The sequence below is a fragment of the Burkholderia orbicola genome (assembly GCF_900100915.1).
Classification (GTDB): Bacteria; Pseudomonadota; Gammaproteobacteria; order Burkholderiales; family Burkholderiaceae; genus Burkholderia; species Burkholderia orbicola.
In genome coordinates, this window is the sequence record NZ_FNKW01000001.1 from 1,018,017 (window position 1) to 1,032,204 (window position 14,188).

Sequence of the window (14,188 nt, forward strand, 5' to 3'; positions counted from 1 at the left end):
ACATCGAACCATGCCTTCATCGCAACCACGTATCGCACTCACTCGGCCACGATGCCTCTTCCGCAGTAGAAGTCATCGAGCGCAAGCGACGAAAAGATTCGCTTTTCGTTGCTGGACAATCTCGCAACGAACCTCGAAAACAGTTCCTCGCAACGCGCCTTGCTGATTTGCAGCGACCCCGACATCTCGTCGCGGAAACGGACGGCTTCCTTGACGAAATCCATGGCCCCCTGCTGCAACTCGTGCCGGCATGCACGCCCCTGATCGATGTAGTCGCCCGATTCACGGAACTCGACGGAATCGGAAGACGCATAGCGGATCACCTGCTCGTCATCCGCACTGAGCATCTTTTCCAGCAGGAAGCTGTTCAGGAACATGAGCGGCGCGGTCGGTGCACGTTCGACGCCTTCCGCGAAACATCCCGCCGCCCGAACGCCGGCACTGGCCTCCAGCGACTGCCCCTTGGTATCGGTCATCAGATACAGCCCGTGCACCTTCTGATCGAACAGCTTGACCAGATGCCGCTGGATGGTCGCACCATAACCGACATCGACCACGGCGCCGCGACCATCTGCATCAAGCCCCTTGCCGCGCAGATAAGCCAGCGCGTTTTCCCGCTCCAGCCCGGCCTGCTTGAGGATATGCGGCGTGATGAAGTGCAGGAAGGGACGAATATGATCGATATCATGATCCATGATCGTCAGCGGCTCGTGCCTCGACCACACCTTCGCCCGTTCGCATTCGGCCCACTGTCGATCGTCCAGCACCGTGCCGAACCGCTCGTCCAGGAACATCGCCATGGACGCGCCATAGAAGTTGTTTGCCGCGGCGATGTCGAAGATGTCCTCGACCGTGCGAATGCAGGGCACCGTGACGGCCCGACGAGAGATCAGCAGATATTCGCTGCGAATCGCTTGTTCTTGACCGGCCTGCCAGCAATCGAAGACCTCTTTGAGGAACTTGCCCTCGCGCGCCAGGAAATACAGGCGATCGAGGTCGTTGTCCCGTACCTGCTCACGCAGCCATTCCGAAAACGCGACCACGATTGGACCGAGCAGGCTGTAGCCGACCGACCGGGCGCTGGAGCCGAACATGTCGTCGGCCGAGAAATCGGGATAGTTGACCGGTCCAAAATTTTCCGATGCAAGCGTGCCGAACAGGAACTGGTCGGCCGCCGGCGCCGTTTCCGCATTCGGGATCAGATCGGCGAGTAGCGGCATCGCACGCATCATGTTGCTCGGCTTGACGACGTGCGTTGCCCGGATACCCATGTCCGCGGGAATCTGGAAATCCGATCGCTCGTTGTCACCGATCATCACCATCTGCTGCGGCGCAATTTTTTCTTCGGCCAGAATATGCTCGTACAGTTTGCCGCTATCCTTGCGCACGCCGACTTCGGATGACAGATAAAGGTGGTTCCAGCCGTCGACGCCACAGCGCCGCAGCATTTCTTCGATGACCGTCCGCGTCAGGAACATGTCGCTGGCCAGGACGACCTTCTTGCCCTTTTGCGCGGCGAATTTCAGAAGCGCCACCATTTCATGCCTTGGCCGGACCGACTTGATCTCGAGATCGATTTCCCGGTCCGGCGTCAGCGATTTCCGCTCCCCGCGCTGAACCACGGCGAGGTGCTGGTAGATATCGTGGATGTCAACATCGCGCCCCTTGGCTTCTCGCGCTCGGCCTTCGGCCTGCACACGAAGGTCGCGGAAACCGGCGACCCCTTGCTGCGCGTATTCGGCATCCAGCAGACACTTGACGTAGTCGGCATCGAGAAATGGCCGGGTCAGCAGGGTATCGAAAATGTCGAACGCGACGACCTTCACATCATCGTTCTCGATCATGGCGTGCAGATGCGCGAGCGGCCGGTCAATGTACTGATTGAGCCGCCAACGCGACCAGCTCGGTGTCCGCGTATCGCGGATGATGCCGAGCTGGAAATTCCGGGACGTCGGAATGACGCCCAGCATCCGCTCGATCCCGTGAGCCAGCGTTCCGTCCGTTTGCCCTTGTTCCGGCGGGAAATTGCTCCATTCCAGCCCCGCTTCCAGCAACGGCCGCACCGCTTCCGTACACGCCCAGAACATCGACCCCGCCGGAAAATCGAAATACCCGTCCGGGAGCTTCTCCACTCCGAAGCGCGGTGCCCACGCTCGCGCCACACCCGAATTGGCCAACCAGGTATTGGCCATGTAGGGCAAATTGTAGAAGCACTGCGGATAAATCATGCCGTAGCGACCGCTCTTGAGCGCGCGCAAGAACAGCGCGATTCTTTCCGGCTGCTCGAATAGCGAACCCAGCAGATACTCCCGCCAGCCGTCTGTCTTCCCGTTGTTGTACAACGATTTTTTCGTCTGGATGTGCGAAATGACGTCATATTTCGCCAGATCCTTGCCGAACTCGACCACGAACGGAGCGATGTCACGACCGATATTGGGCACGACACGCACATCGACGCGCGCGACATTCGGAATGGTTGCAAAAACCTTCTCGACGGACTCGCGGGCAGCCTCGTTTGCCGTGGAAGCATAGAGATCGAACGAACACGGTATCCGGCCCAGGTATTCGGCGAACTCTCCGGCCAGATCCGCATAGTACATATGCGCGTGCACGGCCACGGACATGCCTTGAACCGCGGCCACATCGATGCCTCCCGAGCCGACGAATTCCGCCGGCTGCGCGCGCACATGCCCGATCGCAGGCCGGTCCGAAAAATCGCCTTCGTCGATTCTTTTCAGGAGGTCGCTTGTTCCGGAATAATTTTCCGTGAAATAGGTAAAGTTGGCCGACGGGCGGCGCCCGATCCGGGCACCGATCCACAGATAGTGATAAGCCGGCTCTAGACCGATCCAGGCAACATCCGGATACTCCCGCAAATACCACTCGGCATCAAAATGCTTCCATCCGCGAATAGCGGCTACTTCTCTCTCATTGATAGTGTCGATCACAGTCGCACCCCTTTTTTAATAATGCGCCCCTCGTTGATGCCGTGATTGATGTAGTGCCGCAGCGGGTCCGCCCTGCCTTGCAGAACGTCGGGATAGGTGGCGACATAATCATCCGGATCGAACAAGCCCTGCTCTTTCAGCGAGACCTTCTGTCTCTTATGGCTGAAATACGCTGGCAGCCAGGCGAGCGCACGTGCCTTGCTGGAGGTCGAAAAACCTTTCGTCAATACTGAAATAACCCGGCACAGCCATTCGATCTGCATTTTCAAGCCGGAAATTTGCTGATCGCGCTGTTGAATGTACTGATCGCGCTCCACAATGAGTCGCGTCAAGCCGCCGATCTCGCGAAAACGCTCGTGCAGGCGTCCTTCGCTTGTCGCCTTCTGCGCGGCAAGTTCCGCAAGCCGCGCTTCCAGAGCAAGCTGCGTCTCCATGGCGTCCGCGTGCTCCCTCGCGCGGTCCGACGTCACCGTCTGCAACTGCGTGCGCAATTCCGCGATATGTTGATCGCGCTCCTGGATAAGCCGCGTCAGCCCGCCAATTTCACGGAACCGCTCCTGCAAACGGTCGTCGCTCGCTGCTTTCTGCACGGCAAGCTCAGCAAGCGCCGCCTCGAACGATCTTTGTCGCGCGGTCGCCCCTGTCCGCTCCGTCACAAGCTCGGCAGTCAGCGCCCGCAACTGCCTGCTCTGTTCGTCAAGATGTTCGTCGTGTTCGCGAATCAGCTGTACCAGATCGCCGATCCGTTCCTGCAAACGCGCTTCGCTCGCCGTCTTCTGAGCCACCAACTCAGCATGCTGGGCCTCGAAAGCACGCTGCAAGGCGGCAGAGTCGGCCTGCTCCTGTTCGAGTTTCCCGGCCAGCGCCTGCAATTGATTGCCCTGATCCGAAAGATGCTGGTCGCGCATCCGGACAAGCGTCGTCAGTTCATCGATTCGCTTCTGCAGATCCGCCTCGCTTGACGCCTTCTCGGCCGCGAGTTCCGTCAGCCGAGCCTCGAAAGAGCGCTGCGACACCGCGGAATCGGCCCGCTCCTTCTCAAGCGCCTCGGTCAGTACCCGCAATTGATCGCCCAGCGTCTCGAGTTGCTGGTCGCGCTCCTGAACAAACTGCGTCAAACCGCCAATCTGGATGTGCAAATGCTTTTCGCTCGCCGCTTTCTGATCGGCGAGTTCCGCGAGACGCGCCTCGAAAGAGCGCTGCTGCGCGGCAGCCTGCTCCGCATCGTCACGTGCCTGACGCAGAAGACGCATGTCCTCGGTCGCTTCCATCGAATCGACAATCAGCGACGACCGCCAGTTGAGCGCATTGGTACAACGCACCTTGTTGTGAACGAAATCCAGATTGAGCTCGGCGTCGCACGGCCCGCGCCGGAAAACGGCACAGAAATCGTTCCATGAGTCGGCTTCCCGCTCGGCAACGAAGCTTTCCACCAGCGTCAATTCAAAGCCTTCGCCGCGCGCCAACTCTTCGAGTGCAAGCCCGGCATCCGGATAGAAGCGCCAATAATCTTTCGGATAGCGGTGCACCGAGCCATTGGAAGGCGCGCTGACATAGACATGGCCGCCCGGCTTCACTTTCCGACACATCTGGACAAAGGTCCGCCAGAAGGCATTGTCGTGTTCGAAGACCGACGATGCGATGACCAGGTCAAAGTGATCGTCCGGCACGCCCCAATCATTGAGACCGGTAATGACGATATCGACCCCGTCGCCCGCAACAAAGTCCAGCCCGACATACTCGGCATTGCGCGGAGAATGATCTCTCAATGTGCCGTTGATGTTCTGCGCACCGATCTCGAGTATCTTCGAAGGAATCGATGGCAAATAGGTATCCATGACCAGACCACCAATCTTATATGCAGTGTCATGCATACGCCGCTTCCTTATACATAGAGTTCACTCTCGCTTTATTTCAAAGCGACTCATAAATCTGAATTGCGTTCTCAACGGTCTCGCAGGCCGTGAGCACACCGTTGTCCAGAACAGCGGCATGACTGCAAACGTTGCGAATCAGATCCGTCTGGTGGGCAACGATGATCATCGCGCGATCGCCCCGTTTTTCGAACAGCTCGACATTGCATTTCTGGTGAAAACGGTGATCGCCGACCGACATGCCCTCATCAATCAAAAAGCAATCGAATTCGATCGACATCGAAATCGCAAAAGCCAACCTCGAGGCCATCCCGGAAGAGTACGACTTGACCGGCTCGTCAAGATACGCACCGAGTTCGGCAAAATCCTCGACCAGATCAAGGGTCTTGCGGTAATCGACGTTGTATATGCGGGCGATCAGCCGCACATTGTCCTTGCCCGTCAGGCTGCCCTGGAACGTTCCTCCGAATGCCAACGGCCACGATACCGACATCGTCTTGATGACCTCGCCGGAATGCGGCTTGTCCGACCCGCTGATAATGCGAATCAGCGTAGATTTCCCCGCTCCGTTGCGACCGAGGATGCCCCACCGTTCGCCCGCCCGAACACGCAGGTTCACACCTTTGAGCACTTCGCGATGCGATCGCCCGTGATGGATCGAATACCGTTTGGTGACATTGCGCAGTTCAATCATGCCCGACCTCGACTCAGTTCAATTGCACGCGCCGGATGGCGATGTGCGCAATCGACAGAGCAAAGAGAGTAAAGAACAACAACACGGTGACCGTATAGCCGAGGTAGTACAGCGTCGGCATGCGATCTCCGTAATATCCGTAATGGAAATACTCCACCGCATCGACCAGCGGGAAGTACGTCAATAATTCCGCGAGTCGCGGCGGCAGGACGTATGTCGGAATGAAAACACCCGAAAAAGGGATCATCAGGTACAGGATGACGTGTGAGACGCGCTCCACCGCCTCGCTCATCTCGGACAGCGCCGCCATGGTCATGACGAAATTGAACGAAAACCAGACGACGAGGAAGTACCCCAGAATCATGCTGAGCGGATCAGCGGGAAGCTGGCAAATGCCGATCACCACCAGTACCGTGTACAGCAGGAAGAACGAGGCGGTAGCGCCCGCAAACTCGAGAATGATGCGCGAGTACAGTATGTCGATCGGCCGAATCGGCTTGTGATGCAACAGCGAACGATTATATTCGATGGCCTTGATTACCCGGCTGGCGGTATTTCGCCAGAACAAGAGGGTCGGATAGCTGACCGCCAGGTATTCGGCAACCGAATACCTGGCCTTCGATTCCGTATGACTGAAAATAATCATCACGCCGACAACGAACATCGCCGGCTCGGCCATCATCCACAATACGCCAAGCCCTTCGCGACCGAAACGAGTGATCATCTCGCGCATGACCAGCGCCCAGATGACGCGAATCTGGATGCGCGACTGCTCCCAAAATGTCGGCGGACGATAATCAGCGGTCATAGTGCTCTTTCACTCCACCGATGACGATGGTCAACACGCCCCACAAGACAAGGCCGAGCAAGAAGGTAGCAAGAATGGCGCGCCCGCGACGCGGGCTCATCGCATAGTCCGGCAGGCTGGGTTCGGCAATGCGCTCGAGGTAAAGCTGCTTGCGTTCGGCCTCGACGCGCGCCTGATCCAACAAGGTGATGGCACCCGCAAGAATCTTGTCGGCCACTTCCTTCTCCAGTGTCAGGCGCTGGAATTCTGCGGCCTTGCTGGCCAGCGAAGCGCCTTGCGAGCCGGCCACGCGCTGACTCACCTGATCGATCGCCTGCTGCAGCAGCTTCGCGCGATCGCGCAGGGTCGGCAGTCCCGGATTGTTCGGCGACAGCCGTTCCATCTGGGCAATCTGAACACGTGTGGCGATCAAATCGTCCTGAAGTTTTCCAACCTGCTGCAGCGGGATCGTCGATTGGCGCTCGGGGTCGATCACGCCGGCGCTGTTCCGATAATGTGCCAATGCGAGCGTGGCGACCCGGTCACGTTCCTTTGCCACGTCGACATCGTGCTGGGCCGTATTGATCAGGTCTGCCCGGGCGCGCGTGTTCATCTGATTGACGATCCGCTCACCCAGTTCCAGCAGGCGCTTGTTCATGCTCCACGCGAGATGGGGATCGTATGCGTTGGTATTCAACGTCACGATCGAGGAATCGACCTCGACCTTGGCATCGACGATATTCTTGCCGTAGTAAAGATAAAACTCTTCCAGGCTGTTGTTCAGGCCGAAGATAGAGAAACGATTAACGAAGTCAATCGATCCACTCTGAAACGCCGACTTGATATGCTGCTCTTTATCCAGCACCATCATCGCATCACGAGAAAGAATGTATTTCTGAACCGTGTAGGCATCGCCGTCCGATTGAGAAAATCCACCGACACCTTTCAACAACCCTCCCAACCCCGATGCATTAGACTGTTGCGGGCTGCGAATCAGAAAGCTACTAACCGATGTATATTGATCACTGGCAATAAGACCAAAATAAACAATCGAAGCAGCAGTAGGAATAACGACCGTTATCAAAAACAAACGATTAATTCGCTTCAAAAATTTCATAATCACTTGAACGTCTGGACACCAGATACGATCGGATAGGCTACGGAGAACACGAGGTTCAGCACTTTCTGCAGTTCTGCCACCGGCGCATTGGAAACGTAAAGAACGTCCCTGTTGTCCATCATGAAGCTCTGCGCGACGAAGAACGAATCCGGATCTTTGAGGTTGATGTGATAGATGACCGGGACCTTGCCGTTTGCCGTCGTTCGCACCGGTTGGTTGGGCCACTTGAGCGCCTGCTGATCTTCCAGTCGGAAAATGAATACGCCCTGTGCGTCCGAACGTGAATCCTGCAGGCCGCCTGCCCGCGCCAACGCCTGCGCCAGCGTTATGCCCTGCGCCTCGAAATTGATTTCCTCGTTCTTGCCTGTCGCACCGAACGCAGTGAAGCTATAGGGCTGAAACAATGCCGTAACGACATCGCCCGCCTTGAGCGGGACGTTCTGGCGGGGATCACGTATCACCGTCTCCAGGGGCTCCAGCGCGACCGTTTCGCCGCGCGTTACCTGAATCATGATCTTGTTGATCGGCTGTTTCACACCACCGGCCGCGGCAAGCGCGTCGAGCACGCGCTCGCCGCGTGCGCTCAATTGCATGCGCGTGCTGCTCGATACGTCTCCCACCACCGTAACGTACGACGTCTCGTTACGCGCCAGTTGTACCAGTACCTGCGGGTCGTGCGCGATATTCTTGAGGCGCGCTGCGATAAACGCCTGCAACTGGCTCGGTGTACGGCCCGACGCCCTGATGGCGCCGACGAACGGCACATGGACGTTGCCGTTCCCGTCGATCACTTGCGTCGGCAGCTTGGTCAACCGCGCGCCAGTCGGCAGACTGCTGGACGTCGGGGCGTCACTCGTGCCGCCGCCGAACAGGGTCGCAGGCGGCGCTTCCCAGATCGACACCTCCACGACGTCACCTACACCTAGCTGTTGCTGAAACGCCGAGTTATCGCCCAACGTTGCAGCGAAATCCGTGCTTTTACGGCCGGCGTAGAGTTGCCGCGCGATCTGGTCGGTCACGTCGACGACCTGGATGCCTTGCGAACTGACCTGATTTGTGCCTGCGCCACTGGCATTAATCTCGGAACGACTCGGCCCGGACGTGGGAATGGCCCCGCAGGCAGCCAACCCAATGGCACCGCCGATGGCAGCAGCCAACCAAACACTGCGATTTAAACTCTGCATTTAACAATCCAGTCATTCAAAGGCCGCCGGATTTTACCGCACAATGTAAGATGTACCGGAGAATTCACCGGCGTGGAGCATCCGAATCGCCGATAGGCACCCTCGAGGTGCCTGCGGTTTTTCGCCGTCCAGCGGCCCTGGCTTACAAGCAGCCAAATCTTGCCCGCTAAGGCGCGAGCCGATTTGGTGCAAACAGGTACGGCCTCAACAGTCCATTGCCGCCGCTCGCGAGAACGAGCGGATCGGTAAATCTGACATCAAGCTTCAATTGGTTTTGGCATGCTCGGCATTTGCACCGGTCAATAGATGTGCGCGTGAATTGTCCCGCCATCCGAGATGCCATAGAATTACCCGGCGGAATTGTTGCATGAGCCGTCAGGCTTCGGCAAACAGAAACATTTTTTTCATTTCCGCGCGCACAACCACATTGCACCCGCGTGACAAAAATACTTCTAGACGTCACTCGTCTTGCCACTCGCTTTTATGATGGCCTGCTCCCCACCGGGGTGGATCGAGTCGGACTGGCCTACATCCGTCGGTATGGCGACCGTGCGCGTGCGGTGCTGAGCGAACGCGGCTTTTCCACAGTTTTAACGGAAAATGACTCGCAGAAGGCGTTCTCGCTGCTGCTGTCGTCGAGTCGCGATCGATGGGCGCTACGCAAAATTGTTGCTTCCGCGTTGCTGAACCAGCTTCGTTCGCAGCGATTCGATCGCGCAATTTTGTTGCATACCAGTCACAACGGGATGGAGTTCACTCGTTACTATCGGGCGATGGCGCAACGCAACGCGCGCTCGGTCTTCATGGTCCACGACCTCATTCCGTTGACGCACCCGGAATACTGTCGCCCAGGCGTGGATGCGTCGCATCGCACCCGCATCCATACCGCACTACGGCATGCGAGCGGCTTGATCAGCAACTCACAGGCGACCTACGACGAACTGGCGAACGAAGCGAGGCAAGCGTCGCTGCCGCTTCCGCCAGTCGTCGTCGCTCCGCTCGCGCCCGCGGTGGAACCTCATCCTCCGAGCCCGCCGCCGATCGAGGCGCCTTATTTCGTGATGCTCAGCACGATCGAGCCGCGCAAGAACCACTGGTTCATCCTGCACGTCTGGCGGCATCTGGTCGAACAGATGGGCGACGCCGCCCCCAAGCTCGTCGTCATCGGCCGACGCGGCTGGGAATGCGAGAACGTCGTCGACATGCTCGAGCGCTGCGCAACGATTCAGGGCGCGGTCATCGAAGAGTCGGATTGCAGCGACGATCGGCTGCATGCGTGGTTGCAGCATGCGCGAGCACTCGTGTTCCCGTCGTTCGCCGAAGGCTACGGTATGCCACTCGTCGAGGCGTTGATGCTGGGCGTGCCGGTGCTCGCCAGCGATTTGCCGGTCTTTCACGAGATCGCGTCAGACATTCCCGACTATCTCGACCCGCTCGACGGGCCTGGATGGCTCGCCCGGATTCGCGCGTACGCCCGGTCTGACAGCGTCGAACGAGCAAACCAGATCGCGCGGATCGAACGCTTTCGAGCGCCGACGTGGGGGGAGCACTTCGAACGAATCGACGGCTTTCTCGAATCGCTCAGGTAAATGGTTCAAGTCCCGAATGAATCCTTGATGACGCCCGAAATCCAGCCATTCGACACAATCGCAATGGTGCCAGGCAAGCGCAGGGGCCACTGGCCGATCGGCAAGTCGCCGTTCGTGTGGATTGATTCGTGGCGCGGGGTCGCACTTGCCCGGACGTTCGCATCGCTCGGACGTACCGTCTACCCGGTTTCCCCCGGCCCCGTCCTCGTCCGGCGGACGACGCACGCGCCGCCTTTGTCGTGGTTCCGCATCCCGCCGGATCTGGTCGCACGTGGCGGGCTCGTCGCAGCACTCCAACGCACGCTCGACGCCACGCAGTGCAGCGACACGGACGCGCGATGCCGCCATCTGATGCGCCGCGTTCTCGACAGCGACGCGCTGCACGTTCGGCAACGCGTGGCCGAACTGCCCGATGCATGGCGCGTACCCTGCGGCGGCAAGCGCATCGTACTGATCGACGAACGCGAAACATCGCATGCAGATAGCAGCACGTCGGCACCGAACCGCCGCCGGGATTTTGCGGCAATGGCGGATACGGCGCGTCTCACGAACGCCGACCTGTGGATCTTGCGCTCCGCCGATGCAGGCGCCGGCGATTGGTTGTCGAACAAAACGCAGTTGCCCGACCATGCTCGCGTCCTCGACGTCGCACATTCGCTGCGGGACGTCCTTCGACAGGCCGACGCCGTCTATGTCGTGGGCGCATCCGAAGGAATGGCCGCACTTCTGGCCGGCGTCCCGGTTCATGTGTTCGGTACACCCTATTACGCCGGCTGGGGATTGACGCAGGATCGCACTGCGATGCCGGAGCGCCACGCCCGCCCGTCCGTGTTTGCGTTATTCGACGCCGTGTTCCTGCAACTCGCGCATTACCTCGACCCGGCACGCGGCACCCCGGGCACGCTCGAAAGCGCGCTCGACTGCATCGAGCTGCAGCATGTCGTCGCGGACCGCTACAGCGACCTCGGCCGGGTAGCCGGCATTCGCTTTCAGTGGTGGAAACGTCCATACGCCACGCCGTACCTGTCAGCAGGAGGCGGCACGTTACGCTGGATAGCGGATCCGCGCGACACGCACCCCGACGAACACGCGGCGATATGGGGTGGACGTTCGGCAGAAGGCCTGCCGGACGGAGCGGCACGCGTGCGGATCGAGGACGGCTTCATCCATTCGACGGGGCTCGGTTCCGACATGTCGCCGCCGTGCAGCCAGGTAATCGATCGCCGCGGGCTGTATTTCGACGCGAGTCGGCCCAGCGACCTGACCGTCATTCTCAATCAGGCGACCTTCGACGAACCGGAATTGCAACGCGCGGCAGCATTGCGGCAGAAGCTCGTCCAGCTTGGTCTGACGAAATACAATCTCGGCCGTCAGGCACCGACGTGGCACGTTCCGCAGGACAAGCGCATCGTGCTCGTCGCCGGCCAGGTTGCAGACGATGCGTCGATCCGACTGGGAACAGGCACGATAGCCACGTCGGAAGCGTTGTTGCAGGAAGTGCGTGCGCGACGGCCCGACGCATTCATCATTTACAAGCCGCATCCGGACGTACTGTCCGGCAATCGTGCCGGGCTCGTCGACGCGGAGCACCTCGCCGATGTCGTCGATACGCATGCGGATCTCATTTCTCTGATCGACGTGGCGGACGAGTTGCATACGCTCTCATCGCTCGCCGGCTTCGATGCGTTATTGCGCGGGAAGGAAGTTCATACCTACGGTCTGCCCTTTTACGCCGGATGGGGACTGACGCACGATGCGCTGGAACAGCCGTGGCGCGAACGCCGGCTATCGCTCGACATGCTGACGGCGGGGGTACTGCTCCGTTACGCAATCTATTGGGACTGGCAACTCTCGCTGTTCACGACGCCCGAGGCTATCGCCCGGCAACTCGCGCCGAATGCAGCTCGACCGCTCGAGAAAATCCGCGGCAACCGTGCGCGCCCGCTCGTCAAGGCGATACGCTGGACTCGCAATGCGATGCGTTATGCCGGTTGGCAAGGACGGCAATATTTTCGCGATCGAGCGACGCGTTGACGACGATCGATACTCGTTCGCCGAATCGTCCGGAACAACCTGTTCGAGCCGCCTCAGACGCCATTTTCACGAGATCGGCGCGCACCATGGGCAGCACGCATCACGTCCTGCCCGTTTTTCACTACGTCAACCAATGTCAGCCCGGTTGCCCGCCCCTCCCAGGTCAGGTTATAAAAGCGCCTCCCATTCCGGTGCATGCGCCGCCCCTTTACCCTTGACTTCGGAGAACGCATGATCGATCTCGCCACCGCCCAGCAATTCCTGATGACCCGCGGCCTCGACTTCGGCCTCAACCTCCTCGCCGCGATCGTCTTGTGGTTCGTCGGCCGCTGGGCGATCCGCATCGGTACCCGCCTGCTCGGCAAGGTCGTTCGCCGCAGCGGCAAGGTCGACCCGACGCTCACCGACTACCTGACCTCCGTCGTCGGCGTGCTGCTGACGATCCTGCTGATCCTCGCGATCCTGCAGATCTTCGGCGTGCAGACCACGTCGTTCGCCGCGTTGCTCGCCGGCCTCGGCCTCGCGATCGGCACCGCCTGGGGCGGCCTGCTCGCGCATTTCGCCGCCGGCGTGTTCATGCAGGTGCTGCGCCCGTTCAAGATCGGCGACGTGATCAGCGCAGGCGGCGTCACGGGCACCGTGAAGGAGCTCGGCCTGTTCGGCACGACGATCATCACCGCCGACAACATCGTGACGATCGTCGGCAACAACAAGATCTTCTCGGACAACATCGCGAACTACAGCGCGACGCCGCATCGCCGCGTCGACCTGACCGCGAAGATCGCGCACAGCGTCGACGCGGCCGATGCGATCAACCGCCTGAAGACGCAGATCCAGCTGGTGCCGAACGTGCTGAAAGTGCCGGCACCGGACGTCGGCGTGCTGCAGTTCACGCCGGAAGGCCCGCTGCTGTTCGTGCGCCCGTCGACTCAGCCGGAGAACTACTGGCAGGTGTACTGCGACACCAATCGCGTGATCCTCGATACGTTCCGCGAGGCCGGCTATCCGACGCCGGAAACCCCGGTCTCGCAACGCAACGCGTGACGGACGCGGCGACCGAGCCGCGCGGACCAAAAAAAAGCGTGGCAGCCGCCACGCTTTTTTATTGCATCGAAAACGAAGCCCCCCGCTCAGCGCCCGCCCGCCTTCGGCGCCCCGTCCGAGCGCCGCCCGCGCACGAGCTTCCACACCGCGCCCAGCGCGACCGGCACGATCGCCGCGCCGATCCCGACCAGCACGATCACGTTCAGGTACTGGCGGATGAACGGAATGTTGCCGAAGAAATAGCCGAGCAGCACGAGCAGCAGCACCCACACCAGCGCGCCGATCACGTTGAACAACTGGAAGCGCGCAACGCTCATCGACGAAGCCCCCGCGACGAACGGCGCGAACGTGCGCACGACCGGGATGAAGCGCGCGAGCACAATCGTCTTGCCGCCGTGCTTGTCGTAGAACGAGTGGGTCTTCTGCAATGCGGCGCGATCGAGGAACCGCTCGAGCACCGGGATATGCGTATTGAACACCTTCGGGCCGACCCAGCGGCCGATCAGGTAGTTCACGGTGTTGCCAGAAATCGCCGCGACGAGCAGCAGCACGATCAGCAGGCCGACGTTCATTTCGCCCGTGGCCGCGAACGCGCCGCCGATGAACAGCAGCGAATCGCCGGGCAGGAACGGGAAGACGACGAGCCCCGTCTCGCAGAACACGATCAGGAACAGGACGAGATAGACCCACGCGCCGTACTGCCGGATGAAATCGCCGAGGAAAGCGTCGATATGCAGGACAAGGTTGACGAAATGAAGCAGCGTATCCAAATGCGATTCCTCGAAGGCGATGGGGCCGGAACGGCCGAACAGGCCAGACATGGCCGAGGCGCCCGCCAGCCAAGGCGGCGCGTGCAACGGGGTGATGATACCGAAACTACCTTAAGGCTCCGTGAAAAAACGTAACGGCCGGCC

The 14,188-nt window shown here is 59.9% G+C and carries 10 protein-coding genes; 3 read left to right on the forward strand and 7 right to left on the reverse strand.

All coding sequences use genetic code 11. The annotated features are described in order from the left end of the window. Positions 1-38: 38 nt before the first annotated feature. The 6 genes from BLS50_RS04845 to BLS50_RS04870 form a co-directional block, all read right to left on the reverse strand. Entirely contained in the window at positions 39-2,948 is a 2,910-nt protein-coding gene (locus tag BLS50_RS04845) for a rhamnan synthesis F family protein (RefSeq protein ID WP_143028321.1), read from the reverse strand. Then, positions 2,945-4,786, reverse strand: coding sequence for a methyltransferase domain-containing protein (locus tag BLS50_RS04850; protein WP_074801149.1), 1,842 nt, complete (start codon positions 4,784-4,786; stop codon positions 2,945-2,947). Before BLS50_RS04850 ends, BLS50_RS04845 begins: the two co-directional genes overlap by 4 nt. A 76-nt stretch (positions 4,787-4,862) precedes the next feature. Further along, positions 4,863-5,516 (reverse strand): ABC transporter ATP-binding protein, encoded by a 654-nt coding sequence (locus BLS50_RS04855; protein WP_027810728.1) that lies wholly within the window; start codon positions 5,514-5,516, stop codon positions 4,863-4,865. Between the two features lie 13 nt (positions 5,517-5,529). Beyond that, positions 5,530-6,324: an ABC transporter permease gene (locus BLS50_RS04860; protein ID WP_069232222.1), complete on the reverse strand. Its 795-nt coding sequence runs from the start codon at positions 6,322-6,324 to the stop codon at positions 5,530-5,532. After that, positions 6,314-7,420 carry a hypothetical protein gene (locus tag BLS50_RS04865; RefSeq protein WP_074801152.1) on the reverse strand — a complete coding sequence of 369 codons (1,107 nt, stop codon included), beginning with the start codon at positions 7,418-7,420 and terminating at the stop codon, positions 6,314-6,316. Before BLS50_RS04865 ends, BLS50_RS04860 begins: the two co-directional genes overlap by 11 nt. 2 nt (positions 7,421-7,422) lie before the next feature. Next, a complete protein-coding gene (locus BLS50_RS04870; RefSeq protein WP_027810711.1) occupies positions 7,423-8,607 on the reverse strand; it encodes a polysaccharide biosynthesis/export family protein in 1,185 nt (394 codons plus the stop codon). 437 nt (positions 8,608-9,044) lie between these two features. Here BLS50_RS04870 and BLS50_RS04875 point away from each other — a divergent pair, with 437 nt between their 5' ends. The 3 genes from BLS50_RS04875 to BLS50_RS04885 all read left to right on the forward strand — a co-directional run bounded on the left by BLS50_RS04875 (position 9,045) and on the right by BLS50_RS04885 (position 13,274). Then, positions 9,045-10,196, forward strand: coding sequence for a glycosyltransferase family 4 protein (locus tag BLS50_RS04875; RefSeq protein WP_027810712.1), 1,152 nt, complete (start codon positions 9,045-9,047; stop codon positions 10,194-10,196). Positions 10,197-10,223: 27 nt separating this feature from the next. Continuing rightward, complete coding sequence (locus tag BLS50_RS04880) at positions 10,224-12,230, forward strand: capsular polysaccharide biosynthesis protein (protein WP_074801155.1); 2,007 nt, start codon at positions 10,224-10,226, stop codon at positions 12,228-12,230. Between the two features lie 231 nt (positions 12,231-12,461). After that, the gene (locus tag BLS50_RS04885) at positions 12,462-13,274 is read left to right on the forward strand and encodes a mechanosensitive ion channel family protein (protein WP_006497479.1); all 813 of its coding nucleotides are present in this window, start codon (positions 12,462-12,464) and stop codon (positions 13,272-13,274) included. Between the two features lie 86 nt (positions 13,275-13,360). Here the strand turns inward: BLS50_RS04885 and BLS50_RS04890 are convergent, their stop codons facing one another. Continuing rightward, complete coding sequence (locus tag BLS50_RS04890) at positions 13,361-14,044, reverse strand: DedA family protein (RefSeq protein WP_027807939.1); 684 nt, start codon at positions 14,042-14,044, stop codon at positions 13,361-13,363. Positions 14,045-14,188: the final 144 nt, after the last annotated feature.